Annotated in this window: 15 protein-coding genes; 4 read left to right on the top strand and 11 right to left on the bottom strand. The window is 72.2% G+C overall.

Features of this window, described 5'->3' with window-relative positions; genetic code table 11:
• Window positions 1–12 precede the first annotated feature (12 nt).
• The 4 genes from IEZ11_RS10175 to IEZ11_RS10160 all read right to left on the bottom strand — a co-directional run bounded on the left by IEZ11_RS10175 (window position 13) and on the right by IEZ11_RS10160 (window position 7,682).
• Window positions 13–2,670, bottom strand: a complete 2,658-nt coding sequence (locus IEZ11_RS10175; protein WP_189262340.1) for an ABC transporter ATP-binding protein — start codon at window positions 2,668–2,670, stop codon at window positions 13–15.
• Window positions 2,671–2,750: 80 nt separating this feature from the next.
• Window positions 2,751–3,509, bottom strand: a complete 759-nt coding sequence (locus IEZ11_RS10170) for an NUDIX hydrolase (RefSeq protein ID WP_093498678.1) — start codon at window positions 3,507–3,509, stop codon at window positions 2,751–2,753.
• Between the two features lie 112 nt (window positions 3,510–3,621).
• Window positions 3,622–5,727, bottom strand: coding sequence for a glycogen debranching N-terminal domain-containing protein (locus tag IEZ11_RS10165; protein ID WP_189262339.1), 2,106 nt, complete (start codon window positions 5,725–5,727; stop codon window positions 3,622–3,624).
• Between the two features lie 398 nt (window positions 5,728–6,125).
• Window positions 6,126–7,682, bottom strand: coding sequence for a DUF4192 domain-containing protein (locus IEZ11_RS10160; RefSeq protein WP_189262338.1), 1,557 nt, complete (start codon window positions 7,680–7,682; stop codon window positions 6,126–6,128).
• Window positions 7,683–7,813: 131 nt separating this feature from the next.
• Between IEZ11_RS10160 and IEZ11_RS10155 the strand changes: the two genes are divergently transcribed.
• A complete protein-coding gene (locus IEZ11_RS10155; protein ID WP_189262337.1) occupies window positions 7,814–9,979 on the top strand; it encodes a RecQ family ATP-dependent DNA helicase in 2,166 nt (721 codons plus the stop codon).
• A 286-nt stretch (window positions 9,980–10,265) separates the two neighbouring features.
• On the top strand, window positions 10,266–10,886 hold the full coding sequence (locus IEZ11_RS10150) for a hypothetical protein (RefSeq protein ID WP_189262336.1): 621 nt from the start codon (window positions 10,266–10,268) through the stop codon (window positions 10,884–10,886).
• Window positions 10,887–11,104: 218 nt separating this feature from the next.
• Here IEZ11_RS10150 and IEZ11_RS10145 read toward each other — a convergent pair whose 3' ends face one another.
• The 3 genes from IEZ11_RS10145 to IEZ11_RS10135 form a co-directional block, all read right to left on the bottom strand.
• Window positions 11,105–11,731: a hypothetical protein gene (locus IEZ11_RS10145; protein WP_189262335.1), complete on the bottom strand. Its 627-nt coding sequence runs from the start codon at window positions 11,729–11,731 to the stop codon at window positions 11,105–11,107.
• A 68-nt stretch (window positions 11,732–11,799) separates the two neighbouring features.
• Window positions 11,800–12,501 carry a ribonuclease HII gene (rnhB, locus tag IEZ11_RS10140; protein ID WP_189262334.1) on the bottom strand — a complete coding sequence of 234 codons (702 nt, stop codon included), beginning with the start codon at window positions 12,499–12,501 and terminating at the stop codon, window positions 11,800–11,802.
• Window positions 12,502–12,583: 82 nt separating this feature from the next.
• Window positions 12,584–13,207, bottom strand: coding sequence for a TetR/AcrR family transcriptional regulator (locus IEZ11_RS10135; RefSeq protein WP_189262333.1), 624 nt, complete (start codon window positions 13,205–13,207; stop codon window positions 12,584–12,586).
• A 189-nt stretch (window positions 13,208–13,396) separates the two neighbouring features.
• Between IEZ11_RS10135 and IEZ11_RS10130 the strand changes: the two genes are divergently transcribed.
• The gene (locus IEZ11_RS10130; RefSeq protein WP_189262332.1) at window positions 13,397–14,944 is read left to right on the top strand and encodes an MFS transporter; all 1,548 of its coding nucleotides are present in this window, start codon (window positions 13,397–13,399) and stop codon (window positions 14,942–14,944) included.
• A gap of 650 nt (window positions 14,945–15,594) precedes the next feature.
• On the opposite strand, the gene IEZ11_RS10125 is transcribed toward IEZ11_RS10130, so the two are convergent.
• The 3 genes from IEZ11_RS10125 to IEZ11_RS10115 form a co-directional block, all read right to left on the bottom strand.
• Window positions 15,595–16,524, bottom strand: a complete 930-nt coding sequence (locus IEZ11_RS10125; RefSeq protein ID WP_189262331.1) for an ADP-ribosylglycohydrolase family protein — start codon at window positions 16,522–16,524, stop codon at window positions 15,595–15,597.
• Window positions 16,525–16,534: 10 nt separating this feature from the next.
• A complete protein-coding gene (locus IEZ11_RS10120; RefSeq protein ID WP_089104342.1) occupies window positions 16,535–17,194 on the bottom strand; it encodes a histidine phosphatase family protein in 660 nt (219 codons plus the stop codon).
• 86 nt (window positions 17,195–17,280) lie between these two features.
• Entirely contained in the window at window positions 17,281–17,886 is a 606-nt protein-coding gene (locus tag IEZ11_RS10115) for a YdbC family protein (protein WP_189262330.1), read from the bottom strand.
• A 151-nt stretch (window positions 17,887–18,037) separates the two neighbouring features.
• On the opposite strand from IEZ11_RS10115, the gene IEZ11_RS10110 reads away from it, so the two are divergent.
• On the top strand, window positions 18,038–18,571 hold the full coding sequence (locus IEZ11_RS10110) for a TerD family protein (RefSeq protein WP_189262329.1): 534 nt from the start codon (window positions 18,038–18,040) through the stop codon (window positions 18,569–18,571).
• A 70-nt stretch (window positions 18,572–18,641) separates the two neighbouring features.
• Here the strand turns inward: IEZ11_RS10110 and IEZ11_RS10105 are convergent, their stop codons facing one another.
• Window positions 18,642–19,751 (bottom strand): hypothetical protein, encoded by a 1,110-nt coding sequence (locus tag IEZ11_RS10105; protein WP_189262328.1) that lies wholly within the window; start codon window positions 19,749–19,751, stop codon window positions 18,642–18,644.
• Window positions 19,752–19,817 lie beyond the last annotated feature (66 nt).

The raw sequence follows: 19,817 nt of genomic DNA, 5'->3' as shown, positions 1-19,817 counted from the left end.
CCCGGTCCGCGGTCATCGCACCCTGGCCCGCAGGGTGCTGAACAGGTACGCGCAGAGCAGCGCGACCAGCGACAACGCCAGCGCACCGGCCACGGGTTGGGCCAGTACCCGGGCCGATCCGACCAGATAGCGCTCTCCCCCGAAGGGCCACTTCAGCAGGAACGTCTCCCGCATCCGCACCGGAAGTCCGGCTGCCATCCGCACCCCCGTGCCCTGTACAGCCTTGTGTACGACGGGCACGACGAGCACGGGTACGGCGAGCACCGCGGCGAGACCGGCCGTGGTGGAACGGAAGACGCCTGCCGCCAGTACGCCGGCCCAGGCGCAGCCTACGATCAGCCCGAACCAACTCGTGGTCAGCAAGAGCCAGTCGGCGGGAACCTGTGCGAGCTCCCGACCGTAGACGAGATAGAGCACTTCCGCGTCGCAGCCCACGGTGAGGAACGAGAGGAGGACCGCGGTGGCCCCGGAGACCAGCAGTTTCGCGGTGAGCAGCCCCAGCCGACGGGGCACGGTGCCGCGGTCCGCCGCCAGCGCGGGGTGACGGAACTCGTCTCCGAAGGCCAGCGCCCCGAGCAGTCCCGCACCGAGTGCCGCCGGGGGCAGCGGCAGCTCCCGCGGCCAGGCCGCGAACAACCGGGCCTGCGGGGTGTGCCCGACCCGGGCCAGCAGTACGGCGGTGAGGGCGGACACCAGCAGTACGGCACCGCAGGTGAGGAACCCGGCGCCGATCCCGGCAGCTCGGCGGAGTTCGTAGCGCACCGGACGGAGGGGGCGGGGCGCGGGGCGGACGGTGATGGGGGGAGGCAGCGGGGACAGAGGGTCCGGACCGTCGGCGGGTCCGGAGCGAGCGGGCGCGCGGCCGGTGGAGGCGTCGGCGGGCACGGCACGGATCGGTGACTCGCCGCCGGCGGCTGCGGCGGACACGGCGCGTGCCGACGGCTGCGCACCCGGAGCCTCGACGGGCAGCGCTCGGGCCGGTGGCTGGGCCGTGGTGGGTGCGGTGGGTGTGGCGGGTGCGGCGTGGACCGGCGGCGACTGGGCGGCGGGGGCTTCGCCGGACACCGCCCGGTTCAGCGGCTGGGTGGACATGGCGGCCGGCGGCTGGGCGGGGACGGCGGGCGCCGTCCTGGTGGAACCGGCATGGCCGGAGGGCTCGGCGGAGCCGAGGGAGACCGACGGCTTGGCGAGCGCGGGCGCCGTCGAAGGCTTGGCGGTCGCCGGTGCGGGCAACTGGTCGGCGGGCCGCACGCTCGTGGAGAGCTCCGTGTCCGGGGTCGCGGGCAGAGAGGTGACGGCCGGGTCGCCGACGGGTTCTGCGGCGGCGGAGGGCCGTGGTCCAGCCGTGCCGGAGGGGTCCGCAGCTACCGCCGGCGTGCTTCGCCGCGGGTCCCGGTCAGCGGTGCGCGACTGCTGTACGGGGCTCGGGGCGGCCGCGGGCTGCGAGCGGCCCAGTTCCGCCCTGGGCTGCGGGGCGACCGCGGGCGTCTCCGCGTCCCTGCCCCGGTCCGTGCGCGGCGCTTCCTGCCGACCGGCGGCCGGCATCTCCGCAACGGTCCGCCGCGGAGACGCCGGCCGGGCACCGTCCACCGTGGTCCGCTCACCCTCGCTCGCGCCAGGTCGCCGCTCGCCCGTCGGCCGGGCCTCGTCCACCGCGGTCGGCTCGCCGCGGTCCTGGTCATCGTGGTCCTGGCCAGCGTGATCCCGGCCAGCGTGGGCCGGCTCCCGCCACACCGTCTCCGGCGCGCTCCTCGTATCCCCCGTCTCCTCCAACGACGGCTCCGCCCCGGCGCCCGGCCCCATGTCGCCGGTCTCGTGCGCGAGTTGGTGGACGAGGATGCCGTGACGGAAGGCGGTCTCGCCGACCTCGGCGGTCGTACTGCCGTACACGGAAAGGCGGTTGCCGCCTTCCCGCACCACCTCCACCGAGCGGTGGGCCGTGCGGGCCTCCTTGCCGAGAACGGCGGCGAGCCTGGCGGCGTGGGGGCTGCGGACGGCCACCCGCGGGCGGAGCCGGGTGCGGGCGAACTCTCCGGCCCCCTGGTCGGCGACGAGCCTCCCGGTCTTCAGGGTGACGACCCGGTCGGCGGCGCGGGCGGCCTCCTTGGGGTCCGCGGTGGTGAACAGGACCGTGCCGCCCTGCGCCGCGTGCGCCCGGAGCATGCGGTGCAGCCAGTAAGCCTCACGGGCGGGGAGACCGGCCGTGGGTTCGTCCAGAACGAGGGCGTGCGGGTCGGGGAGAAGGGCGCAGGCCAGGCCGAGTCGACGGTCCATGCCGTGGGACAGCGTGCCCAGGCGCTCCTCGCACAGGCTGACGAGCCCGACCGCTTCGAGCACTTCGTCGGCGCGCCGGGCCGGCACCCCGGTCGCCGCGCACAGCATCCGCAGATGGCCGCGGACGGAGCGCGACGGATGGCCGGGGACATCGCCGAGGAGTACGCCGACCTCATGGGAGGGATGGGCGATGCGGTGCAGGGGGTGGCCCCTGAAGTAGGTGAGCCCACGGCCCTGTTGGAGTTCGAGCATCAGTCTGAGCGCCGTGCTTTTGCCCGCGCCCGCCTCACCCAGGAGCGCGGTGACGCGGCCCGCGCCCGCCTCGAAGGTCACGTCGTCGACGGCGGGCGGGTGCGCCTTGCGGGGGTCGCTGGTCAGTCCGAAGGCCTGGATCACCTTAGGGAAGATAGCGCGGAATGACCGTTTTTCCGGGTATAGAGAGGTTTATTGCCGATCGAGTTCGCGCTGTCGGACGGTCACACCTCGGGTCGCAGCATCGGCGGGTTGAGCAGGGTGGCCCCGCCGGCCCGGAAGAGCTGGGCCGGGCGACCGCCCTGGCGGGTGGTCGTGCCGCCGGTGGGGACGAGGAAGCCGGGGGTTCCGGTCACCTTGCGATGGAAGTTGCGCGGGTCGAGCGCCACGCCCCACACCGCCTCGTAGACCCGGCGCAGCTCGCCGACCGTGAACTCGGGCGGGCAGAACGCGGTGGCCAGGGACGAGTATTCGATCTTGGAGCGGGCCCGTTCCACACCGTCGGACAGAATCTGGGCATGGTCGAAGGCGAGCGGCGCGACCGGCTCGCCGTCCCGGCCGTAGCCGCCCTGCGCGAGCAGTTCCTCCACCGGCGCCCACCGCGCGTTGCTGGCGTCGCCGCCCGCGCGCGGTGCGGGAAGGTCGGGGGCCAGGGCGAGGTGGGCCACACTGACCACGCGCATCCGGGGATCACGCTTGGGGTCGCCGTAGGTCGCCAGCTGCTCCAGGTGGGCCCCACCCTCCTGGGCGGGGGCGTCGGGGTCGTGAGCCCGTAGCCCGGTCTCCTCGGCCAGTTCTCGCGCCGCCGCCTGCGAAAGATCCTCGTCGGCCCGCACGAAGCCGCCCGGCAGCGCCCAGCGCCCCTGGAACGGCGACTCGCCTCTGCGTACCGCCAACGCGCACAGGGCATGGCGGCGCACGGTCAGCACGACCAGGTCCACGGTGACGGCGAACGGCGGAAAGGCTGACGGGTCGTAGGGCATGTGGTGATCATAGTCGTCTGCCTGACGATAAACACTCCCTTCGGTCCTCACTCCGACGGCTGATCCACTTCGCGTGCCGCCGTACCGGCTCGCCCTTCTGCCGGGCAGGTACTCACACGCCCAGTTGCAGGCCGTCCGCGGCCTCCTCGACCATGGCCAGGCCGAGCCTGCTGACCCGCACCGAGAACGGCGCACCGGCCACCCGCAGTCCGGTCAGGCCGAGTTCTCCCAAGGGCGCGCTGTGGACCGGTCGGAGGGTGACGGTCCCTGCCGGGGCGTCGGGGCGGATGCCCGCCAGCGAGGTCAGGAGCAGGACCCCGGCGGCAGCGGCCGTGGCCGCCGGACGGCAGGCCGCAGGGTGCGGAAGGGGGGCGCTCCCCTCGGCGCGCTGTTCACCGGCGAACATCTCCGGCAGCCGGTGACCGAAGTGCTCGGCCGCCGCCAGCAGGCCGCGCAGCAGTCCGCCCGCCTCCTTCTCGTAGCCCGCGGCGGCCAGCCCGGCGACGGCAAGTGCCGTCTCCTGGACCCGGACGGCGCCGGACCGATGGCCGAACGGGCTGTGTCCCGCCTCCTTGGCTCCCAGGCCGCGCAGCCCCCACCCCGAGTCCATGGCCGGTCCGCCGAGCAGCCGGGCGAGCTGCTCGGTCTGCACTCTGTCGAGCAGGCCGACCGCCCGTTGGCCCGCGCCGAGCAGGCCGGTGTCGAGCAGGTGCACGGCGGTGGAGCAGAGGTGGGTCAGGGGGCGGCCGTCCGGGGTCAGCGCTGCCGCGGGACGACCGCCGCCCCGGTCCTCGACCCAGAAGTCCGTCCGGAAGGCCTCTCTCAGCTCCGCCGCCCACTGCCGCAGCCCGGCACCGCCGGGCCGGTCGCAGGCGTCGAGGAGGTCGGCTCCGAGCAGGGCGGCCCGGTGGGCGTGGGCCTGGGTCTCGGCGCGCGCGGGGCCGCCGGGCTGCGGGTCGCAGAGGTAGGTCCGCTCTCCTGCCGTGGTGCGCAGCCAGGTCAGGCAGCGCTCGGCGGCGGGCAGCAGTTCCCGTGTCTCCTGTTCCGGGAGCCCCCAACGGCGGGCCTCCGCCAGCAGGACGGGGAAGAGCAGGGTGGCCTCCGTCCCGGTGCAGCCCGGCGGCAGGTGTGCTCCGGCGTCCCGGCGCGGACCGGGGATCATGCCGGCCCGCGGCCCCGGACCGCGGAGTTGGGTACGGGCCAGGGTGCGCAGTGTTCCTGCGGCGAGGCGCGTGCCGAGGGGCAGGGTCATCCGGGCGGCGGCGAGTGCGTCGGCCGGGGCCAGACCGCAGCGCCAGGGCGCCCCGGCGGCGAGGTAGCTGTCCGAGGGGTGCGCGGGGTCGCGAAGCAGCAGCGCCTGGAGGTCGTCGATGCTCGTCCTGAGCAGCCTCGAGACCCTGGGGTCGTCGCCCGTGACCCTGGCCGGTGCCAGCGGGCTGGTCGCGGCGCGTCCCACGGCGCGCAGGGGGCCCGCGCCGTCCGGGCGTACCCGCAGTTCCACGCTCGCCGTCGCCCCCGGGGGCAGTTCGAACTCCCAGCGCAGCAGTCCCGCCGAGGCCAGCGCGTCGGCGGGCGGCGGGTCCGCTGTCACCGACGCATTGCCGGTAGGAGTGGTCCAGCGGAGTCCGGAGTCGTGGACGCTGGCCGGGAGTTCGGGTCCCGGGGTGCCGGAGGCGATGGCGCTCAGGTCGGCCAGGTCCGTGCCGAGGGCCGTCTCCAGCGGGAGGCGCAGGGCGTGGAGTGCGCAGTTGCGCAAGGTGATGCGCTCCGTGCCGTCGGCGTGCCGGATCCGTTCCACGACGACGTCCGGATCCGGCCCCGCCGTCGGGGAGGCCCGGAGCGTGCCGACGAAGCGGGCGGAGTCCGCCCCCGTCATCCGGGCCTGCACGGCGAGCGGTTCGCGGCCTGCGACACGGACCTGGCAGCGCGCGAGCAGCCGCCGGCCCGCGCGGTAGAACCCTTCCAGGCCCTGGCCGGTCAACTGACCGTGTTCCGTGGAGATGGCGAGGCCGGGCAGCGCGACGCAGATCAGGGCGGTATGCGTGGGCGGCAGCCCGCCGACGCGCCCCCGACCTGGGGGAACTGGTCGGGCGGGAGCGGCCCGCGGGGCGCGGCCGCGAGGCTGTGCCGGGCCGCCTTCCGTCGACGAGGGCCAGGGCGGGCCGTCCCGCAGTCGACGGTTGTCGGCGGTGGTGGAGGGCGGAGTCGGCTGATGCATGAGGAGGCTTCTTCTGCGCGCTGTGCGCCTGTGATTGTGCCGGGCGCCGGACGGAGGGCTCTGGGGGACGGGGACGGGCGGCGGCACGGCCCGTCCAGGCGTTCCGCCACTCAGGTGAACGGAGACGGGCTGCTCCTGGTCACGCACCCACTTGTTGAAGCCGATCGAATGCCGGGGCGGTGCTCCGTCGTTCGTACCGGCCGGCCTGCGCCCGTGGCTGCGGACACCCGGGTCCGGCAGGCCGGTCCGCCGGGTGCCGGTGAACCTGTGACCGCATCGCCGTTCCCCTCCGACGAGGCCTCGGGCCCAGCGGCCGACTCGGCCTGCCCAGGTTCGATCCCAGCGGCCGACTCGGCTTGCGCAGGTCCTTGCGACTGCCGCCCCTGCGCGGCGCCCGTTCATTCGTCCCTCTGGTTTCGGCCGTTCCCAGAGCGCCTGCCCTCCTGCGCGGCTCGGCCGCCGCCCGTCTCGCTTCGCTCTGCTTTCTCCGCCGCACGCCTGCGTGTGGCGCCCGGCCCGGACATACCGGGGCGGGTGTGCTCCGCGCGCACCCGACGCGGACGGGAGTCTTCCGGCCGCGGCCGTCGGTCGTCGGCGGTGTCCACGGTGCGCGGGCGACGGCGACGGCGGGTGCCGGAAGCGGTGGCCGACGCGTCGTCGGGGCAGGGGGCGGCGTCGAGGCAGGGGGTGGCGTCGAGGTGAGGCGGACCGACATCGCCGAGGGCTGCCGTGCCGTCCTGCGACGCCCGGCCCGTGTGGCTCATGAGTTCCGTGCGTCCCGTGCGTTCCGTGCGCAGGCAGCGGCGGATCGACTCCGGGTCCAGGCCCTCGTTGCAGGCCTGGTGGAGCAGCCGGGCGAAGAGGTAGTCGGGGTCCGCGCCGAGGGCCATCGCCAGAGCCTCCCGTGCCTCCAGGTCGTCGCCGGTCGACCAGGCGACCCAGCCCGCCAGGGTGAGGGGAGCAGCGGCGTGTTCGCCGTACGGGCCGACGCAGCGGCGGGCCAGGGCCCGCCACAGGCGCAGTGCCGGTCCGGCCTCGTCTCCCTCCATCCAGGCGGCCGCGCGGTCGCGGGTCGTGCGGTCCTGGAGTCCGAGAATCAGCGTCGCGGCCTCGTCGTGGGAGAGCAGGGTGTCGTCGCGGAGGTCCGCCCGGTGGGTGCCGGACACGGGGGCGGCAGCGGCGTACCGGGCGATGACCAGTTCGGCGAGGGCGAGGGTGCCCTCGGCCACGTCCGCGCGGAAGGCGCCGTCGAGGATGCGGGGCACCAGGGCCATTCCGGCGCTGTCGAGGGCGGTCTCCTGCTCCAGGATGGCGCCCGTCTCCCAGGGGAGCAGCCTGGCCCGCAACTCCCGCAGGCTGCCGCGCACCTGGATCCCGGCATAGGTGGCGGCGGCCGCGAGCACGGAGGTGCCGGGCAGGCCCATGGGGGCGCCGTCGGGCGGACAGCATTCTTCGGTAGGGCAGCAGTACGACCAGAAACGGCCGTCCGAGACGCACAGTGCCTCGATCACGGGCACGTCGAGGCGACCGCACTCGGTCCGCAGCAGCTGGGCCAGCGGTGTGAGCCGGCGCATCACGTCACGGCCGGATTCGCCGGACGCCGGTTCCTGGCAGACGTAGGCGACCATCTGCTCGGCGCGGGCTCCCCGGCGCTCGCCGCCGGTGACCAGGCCCTGTGCGAGCTGGCGTGCGGCCGACTCCCAGTCGTCCTTGTTCGCGGGGATGCCGAGCCGGGCCCGACCGCCGAAGCGGCCGCGGCCGGCGCGGTCGTGCAGGGCCACCAGCACCATGCTGTCCTCGGGGCGGTACCCCAGCAGATAGGGCAGCGCGTCCGCCAGTTCGGCCGGGGTGCGCAGGGTGACCTGGGTGTCGTGGGCGGATCGCCCTGGGGAGCCCCCGTCTCGGCTGATGTCGCCGTTTTCGGAGGGTCCGGTGGTTTCGCTGTGATTCGTCATGCGCAGACGATCTCGCGGATCTCGCGATTCCGGTTGGGCCTGTGGATAAGTCGCAGCAGGGACACGACAAAGCCGTCTCCCGTATCCACAGGGCCGCCCGACTGTCGGTCCCGTCCTGTTGTATGGGACGCATGGAGCACACGAGCAACGCGGAACTCCGGGCCCGGGCGGACACCGTCCTCGCCCGTCTCGTCGGGGACGACACGGGCACCGCCCGGCTGCGCGAGGACCAGTGGCGGGCGATCGAGGCACTGGTCGCGGACCGGCGCCGGGCCCTGGTCGTCCAGCGGACCGGCTGGGGCAAGTCCGCGGTGTACTTCGTGGCGACCTCGCTGCTGCGGGCCTCGGGCGGCGGGCCGACGGTGATCGTCTCCCCGCTGCTCGCGCTCATGCGCAACCAGGTGGAGGCCGCCGCCCGGGCCGGTATCCACGCCCGCAGCATCAACTCCTCCAACACGGAGGAGTGGGAGTCGATCCAGGCGGAGATCGCGGCCGGCGAGGTCGACGTCCTCCTCGTGTCCCCGGAGCGGCTCAACAACCCGGACTTCCGCGACCAGGTCCTGCCCAAGCTCGCCGCGGCGACCGGGCTGCTCGTCGTGGACGAGGCGCACTGCATCTCGGACTGGGGCCACGACTTCCGGCCCGACTACCGGCGACTGCGCACCATGCTGGCCGACCTGCCGCCGGGCGTGCCGGTGCTGGCGACCACCGCCACGGCCAACGCGCGCGTGACCGCCGACGTGGCCGAACAACTCGGCACCGGTGGCGCCTCGGACGCGCTGGTGCTGCGCGGTCCGCTGGACCGGGAGAGCCTCAGTCTGAACGTACTGCGGCTGCCGGACGCCGCGCACCGGATGGCCTGGCTCGCCGACCACCTGGACGAACTGCCGGGTTCCGGCATCGTGTACACACTCACCGTGGCCGCCGCGGAGGAGGTCACCGCGTTCCTGCGGCAGCGCGGGTACACCGTGGCGTCGTACACGGGGAAGACCGAGAACGCCGACCGGCAGCAGGCCGAGGACGACCTGCTCGGCAACCGGGTCAAGGCGCTGATCGCCACCTCGGCGCTCGGCATGGGCTTCGACAAGCCCGACCTCGGGTTCGTGGTGCACCTCGGCTCGCCCTCCTCCCCCATCGCCTACTACCAGCAGGTGGGCCGTGCGGGCCGCGGTGTCGAGCACGCCGAGGTGCTGCTGCTGCCGGGCAGGGAGGACGAGGCGATCTGGAGCTACTTCGCCTCGCTCGCCTTCCCGTCGGAGGACCTGGTGCGCCGCACCCTGGACGTCCTCTCCCGGGCCGGCGGCCCCGTGTCGCTGCCCGCGCTGGAACCCCTGGTGGAACTGCGCCGCTCCCGGCTGGAGTCCATGCTGAAGGTCCTCGACGTGGACGGCGCGGTCAGGCGGGTCAAGGGCGGCTGGATCGCGACCGGGCAGCCGTGGACGTACGACGCGGAGCGGTACGCCTGGGTGGCGCGGCAACGGGAAACCGAGCAGCAGGCGATGCGCGAGTACGCGGCCACGTCGGAGTGCCGGATGGAGTTCCTCCAACGCCAGTTGGACGACGAGGACGCGAAGCCCTGCGGCCGCTGCGACAACTGCGCGCGGCCCCGCTTCACGGCCGACACCTCCTCGGCCGCCCTGGACGCCGCGCGGGTCGACCTGGGACGTGCGGGCGTCGAGGTGGAGCCGCGCCGGATGTGGCCGACCGGCCTGCCGGCGATCGGTATCGATCTCAAAGGGCGCATTCCGGCCGGTGAACAGGCGTCGGCGGGAAGAGCCCTGGGACGGCTGTCGGACATCGGCTGGGGCAACCGGCTACGGCCGCTGCTCGGCCCCCAGGCCCCGGACACTCCGGTGCCGGACGATGTCGCCCGTGCCGCGGTGGAGGTACTGGCCGACTGGGCGAAGGGTTCCGGCGGCTGGGCTCCTGGCGCGGCCGACGCACAGCCGCGCCCCGTGGGCGTCGTCACCGTCGCCTCGCACTCCCGGCCGCGGCTGATCCACTCCCTGGGCGCGCGCATCGCAGAGGTCGGCAGACTGCCGCTGCTGGGCTCCGTCGAGTACCTGGGTGAGGCGCCACGGGTCTCGCGCAGCAACAGCGCCCAGCGTCTGAAGGCCCTCGACGGCGCACTGACGGTGCCGCCCGACCTGGCCGCCGCTCTCGCCGAGGTCCAAGGACCGGTCCTGCTGGTGGACGACTTCACCGAGACCGGGTGGACCCTGGCGGTTGCGGCTCGCATGCTCCGCGGGGCGGGAGCGCGGGGGGTGTTGCCGCTGGTCCTCGCCGTTCAGGGCTGACCGACCCACTGTTGTTCGAATACGGAGACGGGTACGGCGTACGAACGTGCCTCGCTCGAAGGTCCCAGGGGTCGCCAGGCGTCTCATCGGGTAGGGATATATGCCACACACCATCAGATAACAGTCGGTGGCCCCATTTGCTCGTTGCCGCATCCAAGTTCGACAGGAAGAATTGAAGTCCGCTCCCCGCACGGTTCGCCCGTGATCCGGTTGGGCTTTGCTGCGGTGTGCGCGGCCCCGAATCCGATCTCGCCCCCTGTGTGGGCGCGTAGCCGAAGGGAGGAACGTGACCTTCGGATTCGCTCCGTCCTCGGCGGCATCGTTGTCGACATCCGCGTCCGCCGCTTCTGCCAGTCGTCTGCTCGAGCCCGCGGAGTGGGCCGACGCCGGGATACCGCTGCTGCGCAACCCTCGCGAGGTCGTCAGCGGTCTGCACGCCCGGCATCGCCCCCGTCCGGGGACCGCGGTCGTCGCCGTCCTCGATCCGGAGGAGCGGCTGTGCGCCAGCGCCTCCTTCAGCAGGCGCTCGGCCCCGGCCGACGGCTGGATGTTCCGCAACGTGCTGCTGGCCCAGCTACGCCGGGTCATCCCGCACGACCTGCGCCGCCGCACCCCGGTGCGGACCGCCGTACTGCTCTACTGCCGCGAGGGGGACGCGCGTTGGACAGAGGAGGACGGTGCGTGGATGTGGGGGCTGCGGGACGCCTGCACGCTGCACGGCCTGCGCTGCGGGGCGTACATCACGCTGACGCATGACGGCTGGCAGGTACTCGGCGAGGGCCGCGGCGGCCGACGCCCCAACGCCGACTCGCCTCCCGAACCCTTCGCCCTGTCGGAGGTCCCGCCGCTGCCGCCGCGTACCGGCGGCGCCGTCTCCGACGTACTGCGTCGCGCGGCCGCCCGCTGAACGCCGGCCCCCGCGAGGGGGCACCGGTCGTGCACACTCCGCCGGGCACGGCGCCCCGGACCTGACGTCCGGCGTGCTCGTGCGCTCGGCGGTCGCGTCGTGCGCCGCGACGGACAGCGGTACCCGCCCGCCGTCCGGGCATGCCGAAGGCAGCGCTGTGCGAGTCACCGCTGCGGCTCCTGCGGTACCTCCGGAGTCCCGGAGGCGCCGGAGACAGCTCAGACGCCCGCGCCCAGCACCGAGTTGATGTGCTGCGGGTCGCCGCAGACGATCAGCAGGGCGCCGGCCCGGGAGAGGGCCAGTGGCAGCGCGGTGGCGGCGACGGAGTCGGGGCCACCGTTGACGGCGACGACGACCACGGCGCGGGTCACGGCACGGGAAGCGGCGGCGGCGTCCAGGTAGAAGACGTCGTCGCCCGCGTCGTGCTGAGCCCAGTAGGAGGCTTCGCCGAACGACAGCTCGTGGTCGGCCCACGGGTGCTGCGCGCCGGTGGTGATCACCAGCACGTCGCCGGGGGCACGACCCGAGTCGAGGAGCAGGTCCACTGCTTCCTCGGCCGCGTCGAGAGCGCTCTCGACCGTGGCCGGGATCAGCTGGACCTGCGGGGCCGCCGCTGTCGCGGCGGGGACGGCCGGGCCGGAGGGGCCTGGCTTGGCCACGTCACGTGGGGTCCGCTGCACCGGCGGCGTGGGCCGCAGAGGGCCTGGACGACCGGGACGCGACGGAGCCGCAGGGCGGGGGCCGGGTACGGGACGAGGGGTCGGCGCGGTACGGCCACTGGCCGGAGTGGCGCGGGGACCCTGGGCACTCTCGTGAATCTGAGGCTCCTCGGGAATGAGAGGCATGAGCTGATTTGTATCAAACATTGGTGCAGGTCACGTGAACTGGGTGGCACAACAGTGCGACTGGAAGGTCAGAAGTCGAAGCCGAGCTGACCCTCGATCTCCGGAACGCTTCCCTCCGCCCAACTGCGGACCTTCTTGAGGTGCCGCCACTGGGGCAGCGCATCAAGATACGCCCACGACAACCGGTGGTACGGGGTGGGGCCCCGCTCCTCCAGTGCGGCCTTGTGCACGGGCGACGGGTACCCCGCGTTGGCCGCAAATCCGAAGTCTGCATGGTCGATACCCAGTTCGGCCATCATTTTGTCGCGCTGAACTTTGGCGATCACCGAGGCCGCGGCCACGGCGACACACGATCGGTCACCCTTGATGACCGTGCGCACCCGCCACGGGGCACCCAGGTAGTCGTGCTTCCCGTCGAGGATGACCGCGTCGGGACGGATCGGCAGAGCCTCCAGGGCACGGACCGCCGCCAGACGCAGCGCGGCCGTCATCCCGAGGTCGTCGATCTCCTCCGGCGAGGCATGGCCCAGGGCATAGGCCGTGACCCACCCCCGCAGCGCCTCGGCAAGTTCCGTACGCCGCTTGACGGTCAGCAGCTTGGAGTCGGTGAGGCCCTCGGGCGGTCGGCGAAGACCGGTGACCGCGGCACAGACGGTGACGGGCCCGGCCCAGGCGCCGCGCCCCACCTCGTCGACACCGGCAATGACCTTGGCTCCGGTCGTGGCGCGAAGGGAGCGCTCGACGGTGTGAGTAGGTGGTTCGTACGGCATGGCGCCCTTAGGGTACGCCGCGCTGCTCCCCGAGCGACACCCCGGCCACCCGGACCGTGCCAGGGGCCGTCGGCGCCGCGACTCACGCCGGCCGCGACAGCAGCAGCGGAAGCATGAACCGGTCGATCATCTCCTCGATCTCCTGGTCGTTCCATTCGCTTCCAGAAATCTTGTTGCGGTACATCATCATCGCCGGAATGGCATCGAGGACGTAGCCGTTGGCCGCGTCGGCGCGCACCTCCCCTCGCTCAATTCCACGGGTGACGACGTCGCCGATCAGCTGGATCGTCGGCCCCACGACCCCGTCGAAGATCACGCCATGGAAGCGCTCGACCTGCAAGGGATCGCATTCGTGAATCACCGACCGCAGTGCGAAGCCAGGACGCGAGAACATCGCGTCCCGGGCCTGCCGGCACAGAGCCAACAGGTCTTCGCGCACACTTCCGAGGTCGGGGGCCTCCTCCAAAGGTGGCAGACCGGCCTGCAACGCGTCGGCGACCAGCTCCTCCTTGGAGGACCAGCGGCGATAGACCGCCGCCTTCCCGGTCTGGGCGCCGGCGGCGACGCCCTCCATGGTGAGGCCGTTCCAGCCGACGGTGCTGAGCTGCTCCAGGGCGGCGTCCAGGATCGCGCGTTCGAGGACCGCACCGCGCCGACGAGGGGTTGCCGCCTGAGGAGGAGCGGCAGTCCAGCGCGAGGTAACCATCTGAGTTTCTCCAGCGAGCAAGGGGAAGGCGGGGATTCCGGAGCGGAGGGGCACGGCGCGCGACGACAAAGGGGGACGCGACACGCGACGCACAGTTAAGTGAACGCTTGCGTTCTCTACCGAGGACTCACTACCGTTGACGCGACAGTGAACGCTGGCGTTCACTAAAACCTTCGTGGGGGATCCATAGTGACAACCTCTCAACTGATACAGGACCACAAACCGGGTGCCGCCCGCCGGCAGGGGCGCCCCGGCATCGCGCTCACCGTGATTGCCGCCTGCCAGCTCATGGTGGTACTCGACGCGACGATTGTGAACATCGCACTCCCGCACATTCAAGACGCGCTCAAGTTCAGCACCACGGACCTCACGTGGGTGGTCAGCGCCTACACCCTCACCTTCGGCGGTCTGCTGCTCCTCGGTGCACGGGCCGGTGACATCCTCGGCCGACGCCGGGTGTTCATGACCGGCATCCTGCTGTTCACCTTCGCCTCGCTGCTCGGCGGTCTCGCCCAGGAGCCCTGGCAACTGCTCGCCGCCCGCGCCCTCCAGGGCATGGGGGGCGCGATCGCGTCGCCGACCTCGCTGGCGCTGATCACCACGACGTTCCCCGAAGGTCCGGAGCGGAACCGGGCGTTCGGCGTGTTCGCCGCGGTCTCGGCGGGCGGCGGGGCCATCGGCCTGCTGGCCGGGGGCATGCTGACCGACTGGCTCGACTGGCGCTGGGTGTTCTTCGTCAACGTGCCGATCGGACTGCTGATCGTCGCCCTCACCCCGCAGTACATCAACGAGTCCGAGCGGCACCCCGGACGGTTCGACATCACGGGCGCACTGACCTCCACGCTGGGCATGGCCTCCCTGGTCTACGGCTTCATCAGGGCCGCGGAGAAGGGCTGGCACGACGGCCTGGCCCTCGGGTCGTTCGCCGCAGCGGTGATCCTGCTGCTGGCCTTCGTCTTCAACGAGACCCGGGCGAAGGAACCCATCACCCCGCTGCGGATGTTCGCCGACCGCAACCGCTCCGGCACCTATGTGATCATGCTCAGCCTGGCCGCGGCGATGTTCGGCATGTTCTTCTACATCGTGCTGTTCGTGCAGAACGTGCTGGGCTACAGCCCGATCAGGGCCGGTCTGGCCTTCCTGCCCGTGACGGCGGCCATCGCCGTCGGCGCCGGGCTCTCGCAGCGGTTCCTGCCCGTCCTGGGCCCGAAGCCGTTCATGATGACCGGTTCGGCGCTCGTGGTGGTGGGGCTCACATGGCAGACGTTCATCAGTCCCGACAGCTCCTATCTCGGCGGAATCCTCGGGCCCATGCTGATCTTCGGCTTCGGGATGGGGCTGAACTTCGTGACCGCGACCGTCACCGCGGTCTCCGGGGTCGCCCAGCACGAGGCCGGAGCGGCTTCCGGGCTGCTCAACGCCATGCAGCAGGTGGGCGGTTCGCTCGGTCTGTCCATCCTGACCACGGTGTTCGGCACGGCCAGCAAGGACGAGGCGAAGAAGCAGCTGCCGAAGTTCCTCGCCGATGGTTCGCCGGAGCAGAAGGCGGCGTTCGCCAAGACCCACCAGCTGCCCGCGCCATGGGGGCACGAGGTGCTCGCACACGGCATCTCGACCGCGTTCATCCCCGCCGCCGCCATGGCCGGGCTCGGCCTGCTCACCGCCTGGCTGGTGATCAAGGTCCGCAAGAGCGACCTCGAAGCCCTCGCCGGTACGGCCGGCCCGGGGATGGGCTGACCCCACCGGGTCCGCGCGGAGCAGCGGACGGCCGGGCCTTCGCCGGGGGACAGCCGGCAGAGGCAGGGCTCCGGTCGTCCGCACCGCGGCCGTCGGAGCCGCGGTCGTCAGCGCCGCGCACATCATCAGAAGAGCCACTCCGACCGACACGACCGACACCTCCCCCCCGGCTACACCTCCCGCCCGCCTGTCCGCACATGCGCCAAGTGGGGCGGCTGCCGTGAAAACGCCTGGCGGTCACGCAGAGTTCCCATCGGGCACGGAGAGTTTTCCATACGGACCGCGGGATTCACCATGGCCCGCAGGCGCCGGTCACGGGACTGGCCGCGGACCAGCCGCGGACCGACCACCGACCCACCGCGGACCGGCCTCGCGCCAACCACAGACCCGACCGTGGACCGACCTCGCGCCGACCACGGGCCCCTCTCAAGCCGCTCCAAGCCGCTCCAAGCCGCTCTCGGGCCGCTCTCGGGCCGCTCTCCGACCGATCAGCTCGCCCCGGCGCCCGTCGCCGGTGCCCAGACGGCTCAGGGCCCGCCTCAAGACGGCAGCGCCGCGACGAGGTCGCATTCGGCACGAGTAGGCCCGGCAGGGGGGCGCCGGGTCTCGTCGGCGCCGCCGCACCGGGGTCCGGGCCCGTCCTCGGCCGGTCAGCCGCCGGCGCCGGTCCCCGTACCCGCCGGCATCCACTCCGGCAGCGCCTCGGTCCGCTCCGCCCATGCGGCCGGCGGTGCTCCCGACCGGCCGCCCGCGAGCACGCCGCCGACGATGGCGCAGGTGGTGTCCACATCGCCGCCCACCTGGGCGGTGGCCCAGAACGCCGTCCGGTAGTCGCCGAGGGCGCGCGCCGCCGACCAGAGCGCGAAGGGGACGGTGTCATGGGCGGTCGTACGCCGTCCGCAGCCCAGGACGGCCGCCACGGTGCCCGGGTCGGCGTAGTCGAGCATGTCGCGGGCGCGCCGCAGGCCCTGGCCGACGGCGCTTCTGGGAACGAGGGCGACGACCCCGTCGAGGAGTGCCTGGGGGCTCGGCGGGCCGCCGGGCGCGGCCACCAGCGCCGCCGCGGCCGCAACGGCCATGGCGCCGACCACGGCCTCCCGGTGCTGATGCGTGGGATAGGCCGAGATCTCGGCCTGGTGGGTGGCCTGCTCCGGGTCGTCCGCGTACCAGGCGCCCAGGGGCGCGATCCGCATCGCCGCGCCGTTGCCCCAGGACCCCTGGCCGTTGAAGAGCGCGGCGGCCAGCTCGCGCCAGTCGCCACCCTCCCGGACGAGGCGCAGCAGGCGGTTGACGGCGGGGCCGTAACCCCGGTCGAAGTCGTGGTGCGCGGCGAAGGAGTGAGCCAGCGCGTCCTGGTCGATGCGGTGGTGGGCGGCCAGGACGGCGACGACGGAACAGGCCATCTCGGTGTCGTCGGTCCACTGCCAGGGGGCCGGAGGCAGTTCCCGCTGCTTCAGCAGCGGGTAGTTCGCCGGCACGAAGAACTGCGAGCCCAGCGCGTCGCCGACCGCGAGTCCGCGCAGGCTGGCCAGGGCGCGCTCCAGGCGCCCGGGGGTCGAGGAGTCAGTGGAAGAGATCATCGCGGCCAGCCTAGCCGCTCATCCAGTAGGGCTCCGGGTCCCGCCAGCGGTCGAAGGGCTGGTTGAGGGTGTACTTGCCGTCCTCCCCGAGGACGAGCATCCGCATCTCGGCGTTCCCGGGGTTGGAGAGCGACTCGAACTCCGCGACCGTCCAGTGGAACCAGCGCATGCAGAACAGCCGCATCGCCAGGCCATGGGTCACCAGGAGCACGTTGGGCGGATGGTCCGGCGCCTCGAAACTGCGGAACAGACTCTCCAGGAAGCCGCCGACGCGGTCGTACACGTCTGCCCCGGACTCACCCTGGGGGAAGCGGAAGAAGAAGTGTCCGTACGCGTCCCGGTACGTCTTCTGCAGCCGTACGTCGTCGCGGTCCTGCCAGTTTCCCCAGTCCTGCTCACGCAGCCGGGGCTCCTCACGCACGCGTATGAGATCCGGGTCGAGGTGGAAGGCGCGGAGGGTCTCGTGCGTACGGCGGTACGGGGAGACGTACACGCTGACAGGTTCCCGGCCGAAGATCTCCCGGACGCGTTTTCCGGTCTCTTCAGCCTGCCGCCAGCCCCGCTCGGTCAGGGCCAGCGCGTGGTCGGGTTCCCGCTCATACACGGAGTCGTCGACATTGCCGGTTGACTCGCCGTGCCGGACAAGGACGATGCGCCGTGGTCGTGCCATGCCAAAACCCTAGATCGAGTGACGAAAAATCGAGCACTCGGATGGGCCTCATACGGCGCAGGTCACACAAATCAAGGGTTGGACATTCAAACGATCCAGCTCGGTTCGAGCTCCACGATGTCACCCGTGAGGGCCGCGATGTCGGCCTCCGTCTGGGCGCGCAGGGCCAACCGCTCCACCCGTTCGGTGCGGTACTTGCCGTGCTCGGCGGCCGACCGCCACATCGAAAGGATCATGAACTCGTTCGCCGGGGCCTCCGCGAACATGCCACGGATCATGCCGGGCGAGCCGGCCATCGCCGGGTTCCAGACCTTCTCCTGCATCAGCGTGAAGTGTTCGACGCGCTCCTCGTGCACCCGGCAGAGTGCCACGCGGACCAGGTCGCTGTCGGTGAACCGAGGTTCGAAACCGGTCTTCACATCGAACCGGTACTCGAACAGCTTGACCTGCTGGTCCTTGTACGTGCCGGACTGGGACGTGGCAAGGCGATCATGCGAACGCGCCATGAAGGAGTCGTAGAAGGCACGGCTCTCCCAGAAGGCGAAGATGTGCGCCACTCCGGGTCGCTGCCGACTCCAGCCCCCGCCCTGTCCCCGAAATCCCGGCTCCCCCAGAAGCCCCGCCCATTTCCGCTGCCCCCGCTCGAATCCCCGGCGGTCCACCACGGTGCAGCGAATCCACTTGACCAGCACCGCGCCATCGTAAGGCCATGGAGCGTGGTGTTGGTCACGCTCCGGCTGAGATCACCCGCGCATGCGCCCCCGCGCACGTGGCACGATGGACAAAGAGCCTGGGCAGCACGTCAGTTGGGGCAGTGGACCTCTAGGGGGAAGGGGACGCGTGATGAGCGGTCTCAGCAAGGCGATCAGCAAGGTCGAGGTCGCGGTGAAGTGGGATCCCAGCCCTTCCGGGCAGCCGCCCACCGATCTCGACGTCGTCGCCGGGACGTTCACGGCGGCCGACCCGTACGGAACTCCGGCCTATCTCGTGCACTTCGACAGCCGTTCGCCCGACGGCACGATCTTTCTCAACCGGGACAGCCAGGACGGCAAGGGCTTCGGCTGGGACGAGGTGATGACGCTCGAACTGGACCGGCTCGGCAGCCGGTACGCGCGCGTGGTCGTCGGAGTCGTCATCCAGCAGCGGCCCACGCACCGGACGTTCGTGAACGTCCTGAACCCGGCCGTCCGCGTCCGGGAGGGCTACAACGTGCTGGCCGAGGACGACTTCGGCTCGGTCCTCGGGGCGACGGCGGCCACGGTCGCGGAGTTCGTGCGCGACGGTTCCGGTGACTGGAGCTTCCGGCCCGGGCTGCACGGCTTCGAGGACGACCCGGTGGTCTTCACCCGGGAGATGGGCGGGCTCGGCCGTCCCTGACGGCCGACCATCACCCGGGGCAGGCAATCGGTAAGGGGCGCCGGCAGTGGTCGGCGCCCCTTACTTCACGTCACTTCGGCTCGTCCTGGGAGAACGCGCGCAGCCTCAACCGCGGCGCCCGGTGATCGGCGAGCCATCTCATCCGGTTGTCACCCGCCGCGAACCCCGCGCGTGCGGTCCGGGTCCACTCCTCCCGGTCGAGGACTTCGAGGTACGTCGTCCGGAGCGCTTCCCGCTGCGCCGCCGTGCACCCCGCGTCGTCGAGGGACTCCGTGGTCAGGTGCTGTGCGAGCGCGGCGACCGTGAAGTAGCGCTCGACGGTCGGACCGAGTGAACCCACATGGTGCGCATGAGCTTCCAGGACGACTCCCGCGTGGGGGTAGTGGGCGAGGGTGATTCCCATCCCTCCGCAGCCGCTCATGAGATGGAGCAGCCGACCTGTGTGATCGACCAGCTCGCTGTCGGAGTCGAGGTCCGCGAGCGCCTCATGGAGTCTGGCGACCATGGCGACCTCGCCGGCGAAGTATCCGTTGAGGGCGTCGCCGTCGCAGGCCCTGCGCAGCAGCCACGGCCGGGCAGCCGGATCGTCAAGTCTGCAGAGAGCTTCGACGACATAGACGCGTCCCCAGCCGGTGACCCGCTCGGCAAGCCACAGCAGGGCCTCGGCTCCTCCTGGCCGAGTCTCGAAAGCGTGCGCCGCCAGTGGCCCGAAGTGGTGGGAGAGCAGCCCGATCGTCTGGATCAACGGGATGTCGTCGGCTGTTCCCACCGCTGCGACCAGGGCCAGCCCAACAGTGACGGAGCATCGGTCGGTGCCGTGTCGGACCAGCCAACGGCCGGTCCGGCGACAGCGTTCTCGGTCCGCCCGCTCAGCCGCGGCGGTGATGTGCTCGTTGGGTTGGATCGGGATGTAGACGTCGTGGAAGGCATTCGCCAGTTCGCCGGGCAGAGCAGAGGCCGTCGCGAAATGCGTGTCCAGGATGCGGGCGACGTCCTTGTCGGCCGAGCGCCGGTCCTCAGGCGCCTCAGGGCCTCCCTGACGATGGTGCGACTCGCCGTCGGGACAGGGTTCCCCGTCGCGCGGAAGCGGCTCCCCCGGAGCCGACCGGTGCAGCCGGAGTGCGTGATCGAACAGCGCTGTCGGTGACCCGGGCAGTCCTGTCCCGGTCGTCTCGCTCATCGGCGGACGGAGGACTCGATTCTCTTGATCATGGCCCGGAGCGTGCCACAGGAGCAATCGCCACGA

Origin of the sequence: Streptomyces fuscichromogenes (assembly GCF_014645815.1) — a bacterium.
Classification (GTDB): Bacteria; Actinomycetota; Actinomycetes; order Streptomycetales; family Streptomycetaceae; genus Streptomyces; species Streptomyces fuscichromogenes.
The sequence above is the reverse complement of the archived record's forward strand: the minus strand, read 5'-3'. Positions and strand labels throughout refer to the sequence as shown.